15 protein-coding genes are annotated in these 19,692 nt (G+C 68.6%); 7 read left to right on the forward strand and 8 right to left on the reverse strand.

Features of this window, described 5'->3' with window-relative positions; genetic code table 11:
• The first annotated feature begins 102 nt into the window (after window positions 1–102).
• Window positions 103–4,308: an alpha-(1->3)-arabinofuranosyltransferase gene (locus A5745_RS11235; RefSeq protein WP_076116077.1), complete on the forward strand. Its 4,206-nt coding sequence runs from the start codon at window positions 103–105 to the stop codon at window positions 4,306–4,308.
• An 86-nt stretch (window positions 4,309–4,394) separates the two neighbouring features.
• Window positions 4,395–5,873 (forward strand): lipase maturation factor family protein, encoded by a 1,479-nt coding sequence (locus A5745_RS11240; RefSeq protein ID WP_076116078.1) that lies wholly within the window; start codon window positions 4,395–4,397, stop codon window positions 5,871–5,873.
• Here A5745_RS11240 and A5745_RS11245 read toward each other — a convergent pair.
• The gene (locus tag A5745_RS11245) at window positions 5,816–7,462 is read right to left on the reverse strand and encodes an acetolactate synthase large subunit (RefSeq protein WP_076116079.1); all 1,647 of its coding nucleotides are present in this window, start codon (window positions 7,460–7,462) and stop codon (window positions 5,816–5,818) included. The two genes, A5745_RS11240 and A5745_RS11245, sit on opposite strands and share 58 nt — an antisense overlap.
• A gap of 42 nt (window positions 7,463–7,504) precedes the next feature.
• Window positions 7,505–7,939, reverse strand: coding sequence for a nitroreductase family deazaflavin-dependent oxidoreductase (locus A5745_RS11250; RefSeq protein ID WP_076116080.1), 435 nt, complete (start codon window positions 7,937–7,939; stop codon window positions 7,505–7,507).
• A gap of 91 nt (window positions 7,940–8,030) precedes the next feature.
• Between A5745_RS11250 and A5745_RS11255 the strand changes: the two genes are divergently transcribed.
• The gene (locus tag A5745_RS11255; protein WP_076058373.1) at window positions 8,031–9,407 is read left to right on the forward strand and encodes an NADP-dependent succinic semialdehyde dehydrogenase; all 1,377 of its coding nucleotides are present in this window, start codon (window positions 8,031–8,033) and stop codon (window positions 9,405–9,407) included.
• Window positions 9,408–9,410: 3 nt separating this feature from the next.
• Here the strand turns inward: A5745_RS11255 and A5745_RS11260 are convergent, their stop codons facing one another.
• The 5 genes from A5745_RS11260 to A5745_RS11280 form a co-directional block, all read right to left on the reverse strand.
• Window positions 9,411–10,352: a R2-like ligand-binding oxidase gene (locus A5745_RS11260; protein WP_076058256.1), complete on the reverse strand. Its 942-nt coding sequence runs from the start codon at window positions 10,350–10,352 to the stop codon at window positions 9,411–9,413.
• Entirely contained in the window at window positions 10,349–11,017 is a 669-nt protein-coding gene (locus A5745_RS11265; RefSeq protein ID WP_076058254.1) for a TetR/AcrR family transcriptional regulator, read from the reverse strand. Before A5745_RS11265 ends, A5745_RS11260 begins: the two co-directional genes overlap by 4 nt.
• A gap of 141 nt (window positions 11,018–11,158) precedes the next feature.
• Window positions 11,159–12,856 (reverse strand): acyl-CoA dehydrogenase, encoded by a 1,698-nt coding sequence (locus A5745_RS11270; protein WP_076116081.1) that lies wholly within the window; start codon window positions 12,854–12,856, stop codon window positions 11,159–11,161.
• A 64-nt stretch (window positions 12,857–12,920) separates the two neighbouring features.
• Window positions 12,921–14,129, reverse strand: a complete 1,209-nt coding sequence (locus tag A5745_RS11275) for an RNA polymerase sigma factor (RefSeq protein WP_217695280.1) — start codon at window positions 14,127–14,129, stop codon at window positions 12,921–12,923.
• Entirely contained in the window at window positions 14,126–14,488 is a 363-nt protein-coding gene (locus A5745_RS11280) for a YciI family protein (RefSeq protein ID WP_240562950.1), read from the reverse strand. Before A5745_RS11280 ends, A5745_RS11275 begins: the two co-directional genes overlap by 4 nt.
• A 125-nt stretch (window positions 14,489–14,613) precedes the next feature.
• On the opposite strand from A5745_RS11280, the gene A5745_RS11285 reads away from it, so the two are divergent.
• Genes A5745_RS11285 through A5745_RS11300 form a run of 4 tightly spaced genes read left to right on the forward strand, consistent with a single transcriptional unit; the run spans window position 14,614 to window position 18,472 of the window.
• Window positions 14,614–15,474 carry a hypothetical protein gene (locus A5745_RS11285; RefSeq protein WP_139329551.1) on the forward strand — a complete coding sequence of 287 codons (861 nt, stop codon included), beginning with the start codon at window positions 14,614–14,616 and terminating at the stop codon, window positions 15,472–15,474.
• Window positions 15,475–15,513: 39 nt separating this feature from the next.
• Complete coding sequence (locus A5745_RS11290) at window positions 15,514–15,960, forward strand: nuclear transport factor 2 family protein (RefSeq protein WP_076116083.1); 447 nt, start codon at window positions 15,514–15,516, stop codon at window positions 15,958–15,960.
• Window positions 15,961–16,012: 52 nt separating this feature from the next.
• On the forward strand, window positions 16,013–16,990 hold the full coding sequence (locus A5745_RS11295; RefSeq protein ID WP_076058245.1) for a phosphotriesterase-related protein: 978 nt from the start codon (window positions 16,013–16,015) through the stop codon (window positions 16,988–16,990).
• On the forward strand, window positions 16,991–18,472 hold the full coding sequence (locus tag A5745_RS11300; RefSeq protein ID WP_076116084.1) for an AMP-binding protein: 1,482 nt from the start codon (window positions 16,991–16,993) through the stop codon (window positions 18,470–18,472). It abuts the gene before it with no gap.
• Here A5745_RS11300 and A5745_RS11305 read toward each other — a convergent pair.
• Complete coding sequence (locus A5745_RS11305; protein WP_371336913.1) at window positions 18,438–19,547, reverse strand: acyltransferase family protein; 1,110 nt, start codon at window positions 19,545–19,547, stop codon at window positions 18,438–18,440. The two genes, A5745_RS11300 and A5745_RS11305, sit on opposite strands and share 35 nt — an antisense overlap.
• Window positions 19,548–19,692: the final 145 nt, after the last annotated feature.

The raw sequence follows: 19,692 nt of genomic DNA on the forward strand, positions 1-19,692 counted from the left end.
GGCGAAGCCGGGCGCAGCGGGTCGCCGCCATCGGACTCTGCGGCGGCGGGTTCGGCACACGCGGAGCCCCCGGAAACGGCGCCGGGCTCGTCGGCGGCGCCGCTGTCGCGCCGGTGGTTGGCGTTAGTCTCCGCGATCGCGCTGGCGCTGACCTTCGCCCAATCCCCGGGGCAGGTGTCCCCCGACACCAAACTCGACCTCACCGCCAACCCGCTGCGCTTTCTGGCCCGGGCGACCAACTTGTGGAACAGCGACCTGCCCTTCGGCCAGGCGCAGAACCAGGCCTACGGCTACCTGTTTCCGCACGGCACGTTCTTTTTGGTCGGCCACTTCCTGGGGTTGCCCGGATGGGCGACCCAACGGCTGTGGTGGGCGCTGCTGCTGACGGTCGGCTTCTGGGGGCTGCTGCGGGTCGCCGAGACGCTGGGCATCGGCAGCCCGACGGCACGGCTGATCGGTGCGGCGGCGTTCGCCCTGTCCCCGCGCGTCCTGACCACCCTCGGGTCGATCTCGTCGGAAACCCTGCCGATGATGCTGGCGCCGTGGGTGTTGCTGCCCACCATCTTGGCGCTGCGGGGGTCGTCCGGCCGCTCGGTTCGGGCGCTGGCCGCCCAGGCGGGCCTGGCCGTCGCGTTGATGGGAGCGGTCAACGCGATCGCGACGCTGGCCGGGTGCCTGCCCGCGGTGATCTGGTGGGCCTGTCACCGGCCGAACCGATTGTGGTGGCGCTACACGGCATGGTGGTTGCTGGCCTTGTCCCTGGCGATGCTGTGGTGGGTGGTGGCGCTGGGGCTGCTGCGCAGCGTCAGCCCCCCGTTCCTGGACTTCATCGAATCGTCCGGCGTGACCACGCAATGGTCGTCCCTGGTGGAGATGCTGCGCGGCACCGAGAGCTGGACCCCGTTCGTGGCGCCGACCGCCACCGCGGGCGCGCCGCTGGTGACCGGGTCGGCGGCCATCCTGGGCACCTGCCTCGTCGCCGCGGCGGGGCTGGCCGGGCTGGCCAGCCCGGCGATGCCGGCGCGGGGACGGCTGGTCACCATGCTGTTGGTCGGCGTGGCGCTGATGGCCGTCGGCTACAGCGGCGGGCTGGGCTCACCGCTGGCCCACCAGGTGCAGGCATTCTTGGACGCCGCCGGCGCGCCCCTGCGCAACGTGCACAAGCTGGACGTGGTGATCCGGATCCCCATCGCGCTGGGCATCGCACAGTTGCTGGGGCGGATACCGCTGCCCGGCAGCGCGCCGTTGCCCGTGTGGCTGCGGGCGTTCGCCCACCCCGAACGCGACAAGCGGGTCGCCGCGACGGTGGTGATCCTGACCGCCCTGGCGGTCAGCACCTCGCTGGCATGGACGGGCCGGCTCGCCCCGCCGGGCACCTTCAGCGCGATACCCCGGTACTGGCAGGAGGCCGCCGACTGGCTCAGCGAACACAATTCGGGTTCGCCGGCCCCGGGGCGGGTGCTGGTCGCCCCGGGGGCGCCGTTCGCCACCCAGGTGTGGGGCACCAGCCACGACGAGCCGCTGCAGGTGCTCGGCAGCAGCCCGTGGGGGGTGCGCGACTCCATCCCGTTGACACCGCCACAGACCATCCGGGCGCTCGATTCGGTGCAACGCCTGTTCGCCGCCGGACGCCCCTCGGCGGGCCTGGCCGATACCCTTGCCCGCCAAGGTATTTCGTATGTGGTGCTGCGCAACGACCTGGATCCCGAGACATCGCGCTCGGCGCGCCCCATCCTGGTGCACCGCGCCGTCGAAGGCTCGCCGGGGCTGCGGAAGGTGGCACAGTTCGGCGAGCCGGTGGGGCCCGGCACGCTCGCCGGGTTCGTCGCCGACAGCGGGCTGCGGCCGCGGTACCCGGCCGTGGAGATCTACCGCGTCGCGGGCGCCGGCACTCCCGGCGCGCCCTACTTCGCCGACGCGGATCGGCTGGCCCGGGTCGACGGCGGCCCCGAAGCGCTGCTGCGCCTCGACGAGCGCCGACGGCTGCTGGGCCGGCCGCCGGTGGGTCCGGTGCTGATGACACCTGATTTGAAGGACGCCCGGGGAGCCGGGCTGGCGGCGCCCCTGGTCACCATCACCGATACCCCGGTGGCCCGCGAGACCGACTACGGCCGCGTCGACCAGCATTCGTCGGCGATCCGGGCACCCGGCGACGCGCGGCACACCTTCAACCGGGTGCCCGATTACCCCGTGCCCGGCGCCGACCCGGTGTTCGGGGCCTGGACCGGCGGCCGCATCACCGTGTCGAGTTCGTCGTCGGACTCCACCGCGATGCCCGACGTCGCGCCGGCAACCTCCCCCGCCGCCGCGATCGACGGCGACTCCGGGACCGCGTGGGTGTCCAACGCGCTGCAGTCGGCCGTGGGGCAGTGGCTGCAGGTGGACTTCGATCACCCGGTGGCCAACGGCGCCATCACCATCACGCCGAGCGCGACGGCCGTCGGCGCCCAGGTCCGCCGCATCCTGGTCGAGACCGCCAACGGCAGCACCACGCTGCGGTTCGACGAACCCGGCAAGCCGCTCGCGGCGGCGCTGCCCTACGGCGAAACCCCGTGGGTGCGGGTCACCGCCGCCGGCACCGACGACGGGTCCCCCGGCGTGCAGTTCGGCATCACCGACCTGTCGATCACCCAATACGACGCTTCGGGATTCGCCCATCAGGTCAGCCTGCGGCACACCGTCCGCGTGCCCGGCCCGCCGCCGGGTTCGGCGATCGCGGGCTGGGACCTGGGATCGGAACTGCTCGGCAGGCCGGGCTGCGCCCAGGCGCCCGACGGCGTGCGCTGCGCGGCGTCGATGGCGCTGACGCCGGAGGAGCCGGTCAATTTCAGCCGCACCCTGACCGTCGCCGCCCCGGTGTCGGTGACGCCGACGGTGTGGGTGCGGCAGCGGCAGGGTCCCAAGCTGGCCGATCTGGTCGCCGAGCCGAATACCACTCGGGCCCAAGGTGATTCGGACGCGGTGGACATCCTCGGCTCGGCGTTTGCCGCCACCGACGGCGACCCGGCCACCGCGTGGACGGCGCCGCAGCGGGTGGTGCAACACAAGTCGCCGCCGACGCTGACCGTCACACTGCCGCATCCCACCGAGGTGGCGGGGTTGCGCGTGGCCCCCAGCCGGTCGGCGCTGCCGGCGCACCCGACGATGCTGGCCGTCAACCTGGGCGACGGCCCGCAGGTCCGGGCGCTCAAGCCGGGTGAGCCGCAGTCCCTGTCGCTGAAACCGCGCCTGACCGACACCGTCACCATCAGCCTGCTGGACTGGGAAGACGTCATCGACCGCAACGCCCTGGGCTTCGATCAGCTCAAGCCGCCGGGCCTGGCCGAGGTGGCGGTGCTCGGCACCGACGGCAACCCGATCGCGCCCGCCGACGCCGCCCGCAACCGATCGCGCGAGATCACCGTCGGCTGTGACCACGGCCCGGTCATCGCCGTCGCGGGGCGGTTCGTACACACCTCGATCCGCACCACCGCCGGCGCCGTGCTGGACGGCGAGCCGGTCGAGGCGATGCCCTGCGAACGCGATCCGATCGCGCTGCCCGCGGGCCAACAGGAGCTGTTGATCAGCCCCGGGGACCAATTCGTGGTGGACGGGGCCCAGCTGATGACCCCGGCGGCCGCCGAAATGCCCAGCGCCTACCCGGTTCCCGCCCAGACCGGGGCGTGGGGTCCCGACCGGCGCGAGGTGCGGGCTCCCGCGTCGGCCACCGCACGGGTGCTGGTCATTCCCGAGAGCATCAACCCCGGCTGGGTGGCGCGCACCGGCACCGGGACCCGGCTGACGCCCGTCGCCGTCAACGGGTGGCAGCAAGGCTGGGTGGTGCCGGCGGGTGACCCCGGCACCATCACGCTGACCTTCGCCACCAACTCGCTGTACCGGGCCGGGCTGGCGGTGGGGCTGGCGCTGCTGCCGCTGCTGGCCGCGCTCGCGTTGTGGCGCACGCGGCGGGGGGGCGACGACGACCCGCCCGCGATGCCGTGGCGGCCCGGCCCCTGGGCGGGGGTCGCGGTGCTGGCCGTGGGGACGGTGATCGCCGGGCCCGCCGGGCTGGTCGTCGCCGCGGCGGCCCTGGGTCTGCGGTATGCGCTGCGTGAGCGGCCGCGCTGGCGCGACGGTGCGACCGTCGCGCTCAGCGCCGGCGGGCTGATCCTGGCCGGGGCCCAGCTGTCCCGGTACCCCTGGCGGTCGGTCGGCGGCTACGCCGGTCATTCCGCGAATGTGCAACTGCTGGCGCTGATTTCGCTTGGCGTGCTTGCGGCCTCGGTGGTGGCCCTGCCCGATCGGACGCCCTCGCGCCACGACGAATGACGACGAAGGAGTTGGCTACCGGTTTACCTGCTGGTTGACTGGATATGCGGGTTGGTGCAATCGCCACCGTCCGAGGAGTTACGGCCATGGGATGGATCTCCGCGCCCGAATACTGGCTGGGCAGGCTGGTGCTCGAGCGCGGCGCCGCGGCGTTGTATCTGATCGCGTTCCTCGCGGCGGCCCTGCAGTTCCGCGCCCTCATCGGCGAGCACGGAATCCTGCCGGTGCCCCGGTTTTTGGCCGGGCAGACGTTCTGGCGGACTCCGAGCATCTTCCATCTGCGCTACTCCGACCGGTGGTTCGCGGGTGTCTCGTGGTTCGGTGCGGCGCTGTCGGCGGCCATTCTTGCCGGCGCGGCCAACCTGGTGCCGCTCTGGGCGGTGATGCTGATGTGGCTGACGCTGTGGGTGCTCTACCTTTCCATCGTCAATGTCGGGCAGACGTGGTACTCGTTCGGCTGGGAATCGCTGCTGCTGGAGACCGGCTTCCTGGCGATCTTTCTCGGCAACGACCGCGTCGCGCCGCCGATCCTGACGTTGTGGATGGCGCGCTTGCTGCTGTTCCGGGTGGAGTTCGGCGCCGGGCTGATCAAGATGCGCGGCGATCCGTGCTGGCGCGATCTGACCTGCCTGTACTACCACCACGAAACCCAGCCGATGCCGGGACCGTTGAGCTGGTTCTTCCATCACCTGCCCAGGCCGCTGCATCGGATCGAGGTGGCGGGCAACCATTTCGCCCAGCTCGTGGTGCCGTTCGGGTTGTTCGCGCCGCAGCCGGTGGCCAGCGTCGCCGCGGCGATCGTGGTCGTCACCCAGCTGTGGCTGGTGGCATCGGGCAACTTCGCGTGGCTGAACTGGGTGACGATCATCCTGGCTTTCAGCGCCGTCGACGATTCGTCGGTGGCGGCGGTGCTTCCGATGCCCGCGCGCCCGGCGCTGTCGGCGACGCCGCAGTGGTTCGCCGCCCTGGTGGTCGCCTTCACCGCGGCGGTGCTGTTCATGACGTATTGGCCAGTGCGCAACATGCTGTCGTCGCATCAGCGAATGAACATGTCGTTCAACCCATTTCATTTGGTGAACACCTACGGCGCCTTCGGCAGCATCGGTCGCGTGCGCCGCGAGGTGGTGATCGAAGGAACCCAAGATGAGCGGCTTACCCCGAACACCGTCTGGAAGGAATACGAATTCAAGGGCAAGCCCGGTTCTGTACGACGGCTGCCCGGGCAGTGGGCGCCGTATCACCTGCGGTTGGACTGGCTGATGTGGTTCGCCGCCATCTCACCCGGCTACGCCCACCAGTGGCTGACGCCCCTGCTGCAGCGGCTGCTGCGCAACGATCGACCGACGCTGCGTTTGTTGCGGCGCAACCCTTTCCCCGAGTCAGCACCCACGTATGTGCGCGCGCAGCTCTACCAGTACCGCTTCACGACGTGGGCCGAGCTGCGCCACGACCGGGCATGGTGGCATCGCGCGCTGATCGGTGGCTACGTCCGGCCCATGGCGCTAGATCACAGCGTCTCGTCCAGCTCGCCGAGCCGGTCGGTCAACCGCAGGTTCTCCGAGTAGTCGACCGGGCAATTGATCAGCGACACGCCGTCGTCGTCGAGCGCGGCCCTCAGCGTCGGCAACAGTTCGTCGGCACTCTTGATCTGATATCCCTTGGCGCCGAAGCTTTCCGCGTAGGTGACGATGTCGGGGTTGGTGAACCTCACGTAGTGATGCTCTCCGAGTTCGAGGTCCATCTTCCATTCGATGAGGCCGTAGCCGCCGTCCTCCCAAATCAACACCACCAGCGGTATCCGTTCCCGAACGGCGGTCTCGATCTCCTGCGAGCTCATCATGAACGCGCCGTCGCCCACGACGGCCAGCACCTTGCACTCGGGTCGCGCCAGCTTGACACCCAGCGCGCCGGGCAGCGCAAAACTCATGGTGGACAAGCCGTTTGAGACCAAACACGTGTTGCATTCGAACGTCGGGTACAGCCGCGCCATCCACATCTTGGTGGCACCGGTGTCCACCAGGACGACGTCGCTGCGGCCCAGCGCGGCGCGGGTGTCGGCGACCACCCGCTGCGGAGCCAGCGGGTAGCGCGAATCCTGTTGTCCCCGAGCGAATTCCTCGGCGAGCAGGCCGGAGCCGGGTATCTCCGGGTCGGCGTCGAAGCGGTGTTCGCCGAGCGCCTCCCGCAGCGCGTCGAGCGAGGCGCTGATGTCGCCGACGATCCCGACGTCGACGGAATAGTGCGCGTCGACCTCGGCCGGGAATCGATGGATGTGGATGATCTTCTTGTCGGCCTTCGGGTTGATCCTGACCGGGTCGAATTCCTGCAGCTCGTACCCGACCGCTATGACCACGTCGGCGTTGTCGAATCCGAAGTTGACGTAGTCATGGCGCATGAACCCCAGCGTCCCGATGCTGTTGGGATGGTCGTCGGGCATCACGCCCTTGCCGTGAAAGGTGTTGGCCACCGGGATGCCGAACTCCTCGGAGAACCGCACGAGGGCCGCCGTCGCGTCGCCGCGGGCCGCCCCATGCCCGGCCAACACCACCGGTCGCTTGGCCTCGCGCAGGATGTCGACCGCGCGCGCGACCTGCCGGAAGGCCGGAGCCTCGGCGCGGACGACGTTGCGCGGCAACGGGGTCAGGTCGTAGTCGGTCTCGTCGGCGTCGATGTGTTCGGGCACCGCCAGATAGACGGCGGCCGGGCGTTCGGCCTCGGCGAGCTTGAACGCCTTGCGGAACATCTCCGGTATGGCGCGTGTGGTCGGGATACCGGCGGCCCACCGGGTGATCGGGGCGAACATCGACACCAGGTCGACGTACTGGTGCGACTCCTTGTACTGGCGGTCCTGGCCCACCTGCGCGGAGATCGCGACCATCGGGGTGCTGTTGGTGGTGGCGTCGGCGACCCCGAGCTGCATGTTGATCGCGCCCGGACCCAGGGTGGACGACACCACCGCCGCGCGGCCGGTGACCCGTCCGTACATCTCCGCCATGAACGAGGCCGCCTGCTCGTGCCGGGTGAGCACGTAGCGGATGTCCGAGGCGGCCAGCGCCTGCACGAAGCGGATGTTCTCCTCGCCCGGTAGCCCGAAGACCACGGAAACGCCCTCGTTTTCCAGGCACTTGACCATCAGCTCGGCGGCTTTAATCATCCGGCACCTCCCTTTGGCCACAGTAGTGGCGGCACCGCGGCTTCAGTCGCGGTGTGGCCCCGTCGGGATCAGCGCGAGGACGGGGATCGTGCGGGTGGTCTTGCGTTCGTACTCCGCGAATCCGGGGTATCGCTTGGCTTGTTCGGCGTATTTCTCGTCGCGCTCGGCGCCGGTGAGTTCGACGGCACGCACGTCGAGGTGTTCGTCGCCGACCTCGATGCTGGCGTTGGGGTTGGCCACCAGGTTCCAGTACCAGGCGGGGTTGCGGTCGGCGCCCGCTGCGGAGGCGAAGACCAGGTAGCGGTCACCGTCGGGCAGGTACATCATCGGGCTGACCCGTTCCTCGCCGCTGCGGGCCCCGACGCTGTGCAGCAACAGGACCGGGGCGCCTTCGAACTGGCCGCCGATCCGGCCGTGGTTGGCGCGAAACTCCTCGATGTTGCGCCGATTGAAGTCACTGACGTCGCTGCCGGTCATGATGCCTCCTGCGGTGGGTGGGGATGTTCATGTCGAAGTGGCAGGCTGGTAGCAGACGCCCCCGCCAACCCACCAGATGAAGGATGCCAACGTGCCCATCGCCACGATCAACCCGGCCACCGGCGAGACAGTCCAGACCTTCACCCCGGCAACCGACGACGAAGTCCAGGCGGCGATAGCGCGCGCCCACGAGCGGTTCCTCGACTATCGGCACTCCACCACCTTCGCCCAGCGCGCGCAGTGGGCCAACGCCACCGCCGACCTACTGGAGGCCGAGGCGGACAAGACCGCCGAGATGATGACCCTGGAAATGGGCAAGACGCTGGCCTCGGCGAAGGCCGAGGCGGTCAAGTGCGCCAAGGGTTTTCGCTACTACGCCGAGAACGCCGAGAGGCTGCTGGCCGACGAGCCGGCCGACGCGTCGAAGGTCGGCGCCAAAAAGGCGTACACCCGCTACCAGCCACTCGGGGTGGTGCTGGCCATCATGCCGTGGAACTTCCCGCTCTGGCAGGCCGTTCGCTTCGCTGCGCCGGCGCTGATGGCCGGCAACGTCGGGATCCTCAAGCACGCCTCGAACGTGCCTCAGTGCGCGCTGTATCTCGCCGACGTCATCGCCCGCGGCGGCTTCCCGGACGGCTGCTTCCAGACGCTGCTGGTTCCCTCCAGCGCCGTGGAGACCATCCTGCGCGATCCCCGCGTCGCGGCGGCCACCCTCACGGGCAGCGAACCGGCCGGCCAATCCGTCGGCGCCATCGCCGGCGACGAGATCAAACCCACGGTGCTCGAGCTCGGCGGCAGCGACCCGTTCATCGTGATGCCCTCGGCAAACCTCGACGAGGCGGTCAAGACCGCGGTCACCGCCCGGGTCCAGAACAACGGGCAGTCCTGCATCGCGGCCAAGCGGTTCATCGCGCATGCCGACATCTACGACGCGTTCGTCGAGAAGTTCGTCGAGCGCATGCAGGGGCTACGGGTGGGCGACCCGACCGACCCGGACACCGACGTGGGGCCGCTGGCCACCGAGTCGGGCCGCGACGAGGTCGCCAAGCAGGTCGAGGATGCCGCCGCCGCCGGCGCGGTAATCCGTTGCGGCGGAGAGCGTCTCGACCGGCCCGGCTGGTTCTACCCGCCGACGGTGGTCACCGACATCACCAAGGACATGGCGCTCTACACCGAGGAGGTGTTCGGCCCGGTCGCCTCGATCTACCGCGTCGAAAGCGTCGAGGAAGCCATCGAGATCGCCAATGCCACGACCTTCGGGCTGGGGTCCAACGCCTGGACCGACGACGAGGCCGAGCAGCAGCGCTTCATCGACGGCATCGAGGCGGGCCAGGTCTTCATCAACGGCATGACGGTGTCGTACCCGGAGCTGCCGTTCGGCGGCGTCAAGCGCTCCGGCTACGGCCGCGAACTCGCCGGCCTCGGGATCCGCGAATTCTGCAACGCCAAGACCGTCTGGGTCGGATAGGCGCTACGCGGACGCGCCCGCCAGCGCCTTCTCGTCCTCGTCGGCGAAGGTGTCCTCCAGCTGCACCGGCGAGTAGTCGAGGTCGATCTCGGCGACCGGTCGCCCGCGTGCACTGTTGATCGTGCCGAACCGCCGCATCCCCTTGTCGGCGGCGTACTGCATGAACTCGTCCACCGACAGGCCGAACGGCATCGGATCGTAAAGGGCGAAGCCCTCTTCGATGAGGCGCAGCCCGAGCGGCATCAGCTCGTTCATGCGGTTTTCGAAGACCTCCCAATTGGAGTCGTCGGCGGCGACGTGGCGCCGGCAGGTGAAGGTGCCCCACGCCATGTGGCGCCGTTCGTCGTCGCCGATGCGCCGGACCAGCTCCTGCATGCCGGGCAGGATGCCGCGTTCCACGCAGATCTTGTGCCAGCCGAAGTAGCCGGTCAGCGCCAGCATGCCCTCGACCATGTGGTTGTAGGTGACGGATGCGCGGACCTGGGCGGCCGGTGAGGGGTCGGTCGTCAGGGCGTTGAGGCAGGCCGGCAGCTCCTCGTAGAAGATCGTGCGGTACGTGGGGACGTCTTCGAGATACTCGTGCAGGTCATCGGTGATGCCGACGGCGTCGAGCCACATCCGGAACACCTGCACGTGCTTGGCCTCCTCGAACGCGAACTGCGTCAGGTACATCTCATCGCCCAACCGGCCCTCGGCGCGCATGGCGGCCATGAACGGCTGAATGTCCTCAGTCACCGCCTCCTCGCCCGCGATGAACTCGGCGCACAGCCGGGTGGCGTAGTGGCGCTCGTCGTCGGTCAGCGCCTCCCAGTCCGCGCGATCGCGGGAGAAGTCGATATCGGCCGGATTCCAAAACTTGGCGTTGCCGCCCGCAAACAGCTTGAGCGGCAAGCTGTCCCAGTTGAGCCCGCCCCGAACCATGGAACCTGAACTCGTGCGTGTCATGTGACCTCCTTGATCTGGACGGCTTGAGGGGAGAACGCGGCGGACAGCACCGCGACGAGCCGGCGCACGGCCAGGGCCGGCTGCTCCGGGGTGGGCTCATCGAGCCCGAGGACCGGGTCCAGGCCGCGCATGTACGGAGCCAGCGCGAGGTGCGGAAAGATCAACAGCAGCAACGACAGCAGCGCGTCGGTGTCACAATCCGCACGCAGGTCGCCGCGCTTGTGCGCGTCGCGCACGAGCGGGCGCATGACATCCAGATAGTGGCGGTGGATGACGTTCTGCACGCTGACGCGGGCCTCGGTGTCAACTTCCAGAGTCGCCGCGGCGTGCAGCGCGCGTTCATGCGGGTGGTCGGCAAAGTAGGCCACCCACGCGTCGAGCCAGTCGGTGAGAAAGTCGAAGAACGGCCGGCTGGGGTCGAGCTCGCGGATGCGGTCCTCCATGTAGGCGCGCACCCGCTGGCTGCCGATGTCGGCGATGAACGCGTAGAGGTCGCGCTTGTCCGCGAAGTACTGGAAGAGGCTGCCCTTCGCGACCCCGGCCTTTCGGGCGATGACGTTCAGGCTGCCCCGGGAGAATCCGTGCGCCCCGAACTCGGCTTCCGCGGCTTCGATGACGGCCGCGCGGCGGGCCGGGTCGACTCGTGCCCATGTCACCGTCGGCAATGTGGCCTCCTCGCGTCGATGACCACTGGTCATTCTACGGTGAGCTAGCTCACAGTCAAGGTGTTTGGTGCACGAGTGTGCGGCCAGCCGCACGCTGGGCGCCGAGCGTGCGGCCAGGCGCACGTTCGGCGGGGCTCGACGTCAGGGGCGCATCGCGTACGCGCCGCTGATCGGCAGCACGTGTTCCTTCCAGATCTGGTCGTAGCGCGCGCGGTCGTGGGCCGGACGGCGGATCATCCGCGTCGCGAAGCGGGCCTGCGCGTCGGTCGTCGAGGGCTTGTCGTTGAGCTCGACCGCGTAGCCGTTGAAGTCGCGGACCAGCACGGCGAAGATCTCGTCGATCAGCGCGTCGTCCACCCCGGACAGCGCCGCCTCTTCGAGGATGAGTTGGGCGTAGGGCACCGTCGCGAAGAGTTGACCGACGGCGAAGGCGAAATCAATGTCCTTCTGCTGCACCGCATCCGGGGTGGCGCTGGCGAGCATGTCGGTGAGCACGTCGATCTGCTCGCGCAGCAGCCCGACATTGGCGAGGTGGGCGAAGCTGTCGAATGACGCGCGCCAATCGTGGAAGCGCACCTTGCCCAGTCCGCCGGTGGGTCCCTGGGCGAACAGGAACGAGTCGTCGGCCGCGTCGTCGCGGCGGCCGATCACGGGGAGCTCGCCGTTGGGGGCGAACAGGAAATTGGGCATGAACTTGGCGAGCAGCCCGATGTTGATGTGGACGGTGCCTTCGAGGCGGGGCAGCAGGCCGATCTCGCGCGCCATCGCCTCGAAGATGGTGTCCTTCTCCACGCCCTTGGCGGCGATGACGTCCCACAGCGCGGTGATCACCCGCTCGCCTTCGCTGGTGATCTTCGCCTTGGTGAGCGGGCTGTACAGCAGGTAGCGGCGATCCTCGGCCGAGGCGCTGCGCATGTAATCGGACGCGCGGGTGGCCACCAGCTTCATGGCGATCAGTCGGACGTAGGCGTCGGTCAGCAACCGCCGCACGTGGCTGAAGTCGGTTACGACGGTCCCGTACAGGTAGCGGTTGGACGCGTGGGTGACCGCCTCGTACATGGCGTGGGTGCACATGCCGACGGCCCCCCAGCCCAGGTTGTACTTGCAGACGTTGACGGTATTCAGCGCCGCGTGGAAGGCGCCGGGCCCGCGGTGCAGGATGTCGGCCTCGGTGACCGGATAGTCGCGCAGCGCGTAGTTGGCGACGAAGTTCTGCGAGTTCACCACGTTCTTGATCAGGTCGTAGCGGTCGTGCTGGGAGTCGGCGGCGAAGAACACGTACTCGTCAGAACCGTCGATCTTGCCGAAGGTGGAGACCATCCGGGCGACGTTGGCGTTGCCGATGTAGTACTTCTCGCCGTTGGCGACCCAACCGTTCTCCGATGGCGTCAGGATCATGTCCGTCTGGTAGACGTCGGCGCCGTGGGTCTGCTCGGACAGGCCGAAGGCGAACACCTCGCCGGCCTCCAGCTGCGCCGCGGCCTTGCGCTTGGCGTCCTCGTTGGCGCTCATCCAAATCGGGCCCAGGCCAAGGGCGGTGACCTGGAACGGATACCAATAGCTCAGCCCGTAGAAGCCCAGGATTTCGGCGAACTCGCTGATCCGATAGGTGTCCCAGCGACAGTCCGGCGCGCCGTACGCGGCCGGCGTCAGCAGCGACGCGAAGATTCGCTCGCGTCCCACGTGGTCCAGAAAGTCGGAGTACCACGTGCGCTCGTGGTCGTCGTGCTTGAGCCGGGCCTTTCCGCGGGACTCGAAAAAGTCGACGGTCGCGGCCATGATCTCGCCCGAGCGACGGTCCGGGTAGCGGCGTTGCAGGTGGTTGGGATTGAGCAACATGCGCTGGACGGTACTGCACTAACGCAGCCGTCGGGGAGCGCCCGGCAAATCTGCGGGCTGACCATCAGCGCGTCGCGCGCGCCAGCAGGTAACTCCGCTCGGGCAGGCTGCGAGTGCGCTGGGCCGCCCGAAGGTAGTACTCGCGCGCAGCCTCTCGGTCGCCGAGCTCATCGAGCAGATGAGCCCGCACGGCATCGACGCGATGATGTCCGCTAAGGGCGGGGTCCGCCGCCACGTCGTTGAGTTCGGCGAGGGCGGCGGCCGGACCACGCACCATCGCAATGGCGACGGTTCGATTGAGCGCGACCATCGGTCCAGGCGCGAGCGCCGCGAGCACGTCATACAAAGCGAGGATCTGCGGCCAGTCGGTCGCGCCGGGGTCGGCGGCCTCGTCGTGCACGGCGGCGATCGCCGCCTGCAGCTGGTAGGGCCCGGGCTTTGCGACTGGCAGCGTTGCCTCGATGATCGCGACTCCCTCGGCGATGGCGGTCCGGTCCCACCGGCGGCGGTCCTGCTCGGCCAGCGGAATCAGCGACCCGTCCGGGCCGGTGCGGGCGTCGCGTCGGGCGTCCGTGAGCAGCATGAGCGCAAGCAACCCGGCGACCTCGCCCTCGTCGGGCAGGCTCACCCGGAGCTGCCGGGTCAATCTGATGGCTTCGGAAGTCAGCTCCACGCGATTCAGGGCCTGGCCCGACGTCGCGGTGTAGCCCTCGTTGAAGATCAGGTACAGCGTGTGCAGCACCGCGGGCAGCCGCTCGTCGCGCTCGCACGCGGTGGGCATTCGAAACTCTGCACCCGTATCGCGGATGCGTGCCTTCGCCCGGCTGATGCGCTGCCCGACGGTCGCCTCCGGCAGGAGCAGGGCGCGCGCGATCTCGGCCGTCGTCAGGCCGCCGAGTGCGCGCAGCGTCAGCGCAACCTGTGACGGGACGGCCAGCTCAGGGTGACAGCACAGGAACAGCAGGGCCAACGTGTCGTCGGACTGTGACACGTCGCCTGGCGCGGGCTCGAGCGCGTACGCGTCTTCGCGGCGCCGACGTGCGGCCTCCTTCCGCCAGATCTCGACCAGCCGCCGCGACGCCGTCGTGATCAGCCAGCCGGTCGGGTTGTTCGGTACGCCGTCGACCGGCCAGCTGACCGCGGCGGCGAGCAGCGCCTCCTGCACGGCGTCCTCGCAGTCGTCGAAGTTGCCATTACGGCGCACGAGCACACCAAGCACGCGTGGAGCGAGCTCGCGCAGCAGGCCGGCGATGGCAGCCTCGCTTGGCGTCACATCTCCCACCCGCTCAAATCGAGCACCGGCCGGACCTCTACGAAACCCCAGACGGCGTCGGGCACCCGCGCCGCGATCGCCAAAGCGCGGTCCTCGCCGTCGCAGTCGACGAGCAGGAAGCCGGCCAGGTGCTCCTTCGCCTCGGCGAACGGCCCGTCACTGATCATGGTCTGGTCGCCCGCGACGGTGACGCGCTTCGCGAGCGCCGGATCCGCAAGACCTTCGCTCGCCACCAGTTCGCCGGACTCGGCGAGCTCGGCGGTCAGCGCGAGGTGGTCGCGGCCGAACCGATCACGCTGCTCCTTCGGCAGTGCCTGCCAGCGCTCGACGAACTGCGGGTTGCTCTGAATCAAGATCATGTATTTCACGACGGCCTCCGGTGAGTTTGGACGAAGTATTGCGCTCCTGTGTCGAAACTGGCTCGCCGGTTTCGTCACCCCTTTAAAGGCTCCGCTTCCTGGAGCCCGGGAGAAGGGATCCAACGATGAAGTCAGACCTCGCAGCGACTCGAGGCGCTGCTCTGCTGTCGGAGGTGGTGGAGGCCCATGGCGGAGCCGCGCGCTGGGCCAAGGCTCAAACTGTCAGCTCACACGTACAGGTGCGTGGGTTGTTGCCGACGTGGAAGTTCCCGGGTCGGCCACTCGAGGACTACCACTACCACCAGCAGGTGGATATTCACGGCCTTCGCAATGTGATGCATGGCTTCCCGAGCCCCGAGCTCACCTGCATCTTCTCCCACGACGAGGTGCTGGTGGAGGCGCACGGCGAGGCAATCGAGCGGCGCACCCAAGCCCGCCGTGGGTTTGGCGGCCTCGGCGCGTTCCGCCGCATCCGCTCGTGGGACGTCATCGATTCGGCCTATTTCGTCGGGTATGCGATGTCCAATTACATGTCACATCCCTACCGCATGACGCAGCCAGGATTTCAGGTGCGACGCGGCGAGGACTGGCGAGGCGACAACGAGATCTGGCGTCGGCTCGAGGTCGAATACCCACAAGGATTTGACTCGCATTGCCACCGCGAGACCTTCTACATCGATGATCGTGGGCTGATACGCCGCCACGACTACTTACCCGACGTGTTCGCCGAAGCGCGGTTGCTCGCCCGGCTGTTGCCGATCCCGCTGAAGGCCGCGCATTTCACCTGCCGCCACCGCGAGGTCGACGGGCTGATTTTTCCGACCTTTCGCCGGGTGATGTTGGCGATGCCCGGGCATCGACCCATCCCCGGGTTGACGATGATTTGTGCTCAACTCAGCGACATTTCAGTGTCATTTGCTGCCGACGAGGACCAAGTATTGCGCTCCCGTGTCGAAACTGGCGAGCCAGCTTCGACATCCGGTTAAAGGCGCCCGTCGTGGTGCCCACGGAGAAGGGATCACACCATGAAGATCAGCCACGCTGGAACCGAAGTTCACGCCGTCCTCGACAAGTTCGCGGCCGCGCATGCGGCGCATGACGCGGACGGCCTGTTCGCGCTCTATGCCGACGATCTGGTGGCGTATTCGCTCGCGCCGCCACTTCAGCAGGGCCCCGGCACGCCGTACGGCACCGTCGACGGTATTCGCGCCTGGTTCGCGGGATTCGATGGTCCGGTCCAGATCACCTTCCGCGACCCGGTCGTGAGCCAAGACGGCGACCTTGCCTTAGCGCACACCCTCACCCAGATGAGGATGACGCCCGTTGGTCAGGATCAATTGATCACGTTGTGGATCCGCTCGACCTTCGGTCTGCGCCGCGTCGACGGGTCGTGGCTCATCACGCACCGACACGACTCGACGCCGTTCTACATGGACGGCTCGTACCGCGCGGCCACCGACCTTGAGCCCTGAGTCGCGCCAAACCACTTACCACAGTCGTTCGCCACGCCCTAGCATCAGTCACGTGTCAGAACTCAATACCGCGCGCGGCCCCATCGATACGGCCGATATCGGCGTGACGCTCATGCACGAGCACGTGTTCATCATGACCACCGAGATCGCCCAGAACTATCCGGAGGCCTGGGGTGACGAGGACAAGCGGGTGGCCGACGCCATCGACCGGCTCAACGAGCTCAAGGCCCGCGGGGTGGACACCATCGTCGACCTCACCGTCATCGGGCTGGGCCGCTACATCCCGCGCATCGCGCGCGTCGCGGCCGCGACCGACCTGAATATCGTTGTGGCGACCGGGCTTTACACCTACAACGACGTCCCGTTCCGCTTCCACTACGTGGGGCCGGGTACGCCGATGGACGGCCCGGAAATCATGACCGACATGTTTGTCCGCGACATCGAGGAGGGCATCGCCGACACCGGCATCAAGGCCGGGATCCTCAAATGCGCCACCGACGAGCCCGGAGTGACCCCGGGCGTGGAGCGCGTGCTGCGCGCCGTCGCGCAGGCCCACCGGCGCACCGGCGTGCCGATCTCCACGCACACCCACGCCGGGATGCGGCGCGGGCTCGAGCAGCAACGCATCTTCGAAGAGGAGGGCGTCGACCTGAGCCGGGTGGTGATCGGCCACTCCGGCGACACCACCGACCTCGACTACCTCGAGGAGCTGATCGGCGCCGGCTCCTACATCGGGATGGACCGATTCGGCATCGACGTGTTCCTGCCGTTCGAGGACCGGGTGAACACGGTGGCCCAGATGTGCGAGCGCGGTCACGCCGACAAGATGGTGCTGTCCCACGACGCCAACTGCTACTTCGACGCGATCCCGGAGGAGCTGTTGCCGGTGGCCGCGCCCAACTGGCACTACCTGCACATCCACAACGACGTGATCCCCGCGCTCAAGGAGCGCGGCGTTACCGACGAACAGCTGCACACCATGCTGGTCGACAACCCGCGCCGCATCTTCGAGCGACAGGGCGCGTACTAAATGACCGAGCCGGTCCCCCCGATCGGTTCGCAGATATCGGCGCTGGCCGAACTCGCTCCCGACGAGCCCGCGGTCACGTGCGACGGGCTGACCATCACCCGCGCCGAGCTCGACCGCTCGACGAACCGGCTGGCCCGCGCCTACGCAGAGCGCGGCGTCGGCGTCGGCGACTACGTGACGATGGTGCTGCCCAACTCGATCGAGTGGATCCAGGCGGCGGTGGCGTGCTGGAAGCTGGGCGCGGTGCCCCAGCCGCTGTCCGCGCGGCTGCCGGACGCCGAGCTGGCGGGCCTGCTGGACCTGCGCCCGCCCGCATTGCTCGTGGGCCGCGAGCGCGCCGGCATCCCAAGCGTGCCAACCGGTTTCGCCCCCAACCCGGCTTTGTCCGACGCCGCGTTGCCGGAGGCGGTCTCGCCGGTGTGGAAAGCGATGGGCTCGGGCGGCAGCACCGGGCGGCCCAAGCTCATTGAATCCGGCGGCGACAGCCGGATTCCGCCGGCCATCGGGTATCCGCTCGGCGCGCAGGAGGGCGACACCACCCTGGTGCCGATCCCGCTGTCCCACAACACCGGCTTCACCACCGCGACGATCGGCTTACTGATGGGCCACCACCTGGTGTTGATGAGCCGGTTCGACCCGCATGGGTTCCTCCGGCTGATCGCCGATCATCGCGTCACGTTCCTGACGGTGGTGCCGACGATCATGCAGCGGGCCCTGCCTGTCTACCACGCCGACCCCGGCTCCTATGACCTGTCGTCGATCCGGCGGTTCTGGCACATGGGCGCGCCGTGCCCGCCGGCCGTCAAGCAGGCGTGGATCGAGTTGCTGGGCCCCGAAGCCGTCTGGGAACTCTACGGCGGCACCGAATTACAGGCTTTGACGTTCATCTCCGGCGACCAATGGCTGACCCACCGCGGCTCGGTCGGGGTGGTGGTCGCCGGGGAGATGAAGGTGCTCGACGACGACGGCAACCCCTGCCCGCCGGGGGTGGTCGGCGAGATCTATATGCGGCCCAGCCCGGGCAGCGCGCCGACCTACCGCTACATCGGCGTGACGGCGAAGTCGCGCGACGGCTGGGACTCGCTGGGCGACCTCGGCTACTTCGACGAGGACGGATACCTCTACCTATCGGACCGCCGCGTCGACATGTTCACCGTGGGCGGCCGCAACGTCTACCCCGCCGAGATCGAGAACGCCCTGTCGGCGCACCCGGATGTGTTGTCCTGCCTGGTCGTCGGCGTTCCCGACCCGAACGCCGGCGACCTGGGTCAGGTGCCATATGCCCTGGTGCACACCGCCGACGGGTCGGCGCTGGACGAAGCATCCGTGAAAGACTTTCTGCGCGAACGCATTTCGTCGTACAAGGTGCCGCATACCGTGGAATTCGTCGGCTCCCCGCTGCGCGACGATGCGGGCAAGGCGCGGCGGTCGGCCGTCCGCGCCGAGATCATGGCGCGATTGCGTCCGCCTCAGCGTCTATGACCCTGGCGTCCGCAGGCTTCTCGCGTTTCTCCCAGCGCCGCAACGCTTCCCGGCAGGGCGACTCGACCAGCCCGTAGCTGACGGCGGCGATCGCCCAACCGAAGATCAGCGTCAACGCCAACACCTCGACCATTCGCCCGGTGAACGGGAAGGTCCCGATCACGGGGAACACCATGGCCAATGCGGCCAGGTGCCAGATGAAAAGCCCGTAGGACCAGCGCCCCAGCGTGACCATGGCGGTGGTGCCCAGCACCCGGTGCGGCGTATCGGGCCGGTCCAGCACCAACGGCGCGACCAGTGCGAAAGCGACGAGGGAACCCGCCGCCGTCTTCACCGCGAACTGCGTGGCGGTGCCCGGAATCAACCCCTCGGGGCCGGCCAGCGGGGAGGCCGCGACCAGGTACGCCAGCGCGGCGATCACGGCCATCAGCACGCGGCGTCGTGCCAGCCGATGCGCCAACCCGACCCCGCTATAGACCAATTCCGCCAGCAGCATGCCCGCGGCGAACCACGAGAAGAACGCCGGCGGCCAGTTCAGCGGATTGATACCGGAGCCGGCATGCGCGAACGGCACCCAGCCCCAGGCCCAGCTGAGCACGCCGAACGCGGCGATCACCGGTATCCGGGCGCCGACCGGGATGCGGCGGGCCAGCAGCGCGAGGACCGGCAACGCCAGATAGAAACCGACCTCGACCGAGAGGCTCCACATCTGGGTCAGGCCGCCGGTCAGGGTGAGCGGCACGTAGATCTGGGTGAGCGTCAGGTTCGCCAGCCACACCGTCGGGCTGGCGTGATCGGAGTCGGGCAGCAGGCACAGGATGACGACCACCGCGACGAGATAGGCCGGCATGATGCGGACCACCCTCGATCGCAGGTAGTGGCCCGTGCGCGGGCGCGATCCCCGATCCCGTGCGGCCGCCGCGTGGCCACGCCACAGCAGGAACCCCGACAAGGCGAAGAACACCGCCACCGCCAGGTCGAAGCGACCGAACAACCTGCCGGTGACACCGCTCGAATGGCCCGTCTGAAAGGCGACGTGCGTGACGACCACACCCATGGCCGCGCACGCGCGCATCCCCTCCACGGCGGGCAGGAAGCTGCGGACGCCGCCCACCTGCTGGTCATCGTTCACGTTGACAGTCTGCCTGTCGCTAGGTTCGTAAGCCGAGACCTTAAATTCTGCTGTTAGGGTCAAACGGGTTTGCCGCTGCTTGGTCAGG

This window comes from Mycobacterium sp. IS-2888, from assembly GCF_001954215.1.
Classification (GTDB): domain Bacteria; phylum Actinomycetota; class Actinomycetes; order Mycobacteriales; family Mycobacteriaceae; genus Mycobacterium.

Bases quoted from the DNA above. Each gene is read 5' to 3' on its own strand.
- A5745_RS11260 (WP_076058256.1), bottom strand. From the start codon at position 10,352: ATGACACGCACGAGTTCAGGTTCCATGGTTCGGGGCGGGCTCAACTGG.
- A5745_RS11240 (WP_076116078.1), top strand. From the start codon at position 4,395: ATGGGATGGATCTCCGCGCCCGAATACTGGCTGGGCAGGCTGGTGCTC.
- A5745_RS11305 (WP_371336913.1), bottom strand. From the start codon at position 19,547: ATGCGCGCGTGCGCGGCCATGGGTGTGGTCGTCACGCACGTCGCCTTT.
- A5745_RS11245 (WP_076116079.1), bottom strand. From the start codon at position 7,462: ATGATTAAAGCCGCCGAGCTGATGGTCAAGTGCCTGGAAAACGAGGGC.
- A5745_RS11300 (WP_076116084.1), top strand. From the start codon at position 16,991: ATGACCGAGCCGGTCCCCCCGATCGGTTCGCAGATATCGGCGCTGGCC.
- A5745_RS11290 (WP_076116083.1), top strand. From the start codon at position 15,514: ATGAAGATCAGCCACGCTGGAACCGAAGTTCACGCCGTCCTCGACAAG.
- A5745_RS11285 (WP_139329551.1), top strand. From the start codon at position 14,614: ATGAAGTCAGACCTCGCAGCGACTCGAGGCGCTGCTCTGCTGTCGGAG.
- A5745_RS11270 (WP_076116081.1), bottom strand. From the start codon at position 12,856: ATGTTGCTCAATCCCAACCACCTGCAACGCCGCTACCCGGACCGTCGC.
- A5745_RS11280 (WP_240562950.1), bottom strand. From the start codon at position 14,488: ATGATCTTGATTCAGAGCAACCCGCAGTTCGTCGAGCGCTGGCAGGCA.
- A5745_RS11250 (WP_076116080.1), bottom strand. From the start codon at position 7,939: ATGACCGGCAGCGACGTCAGTGACTTCAATCGGCGCAACATCGAGGAG.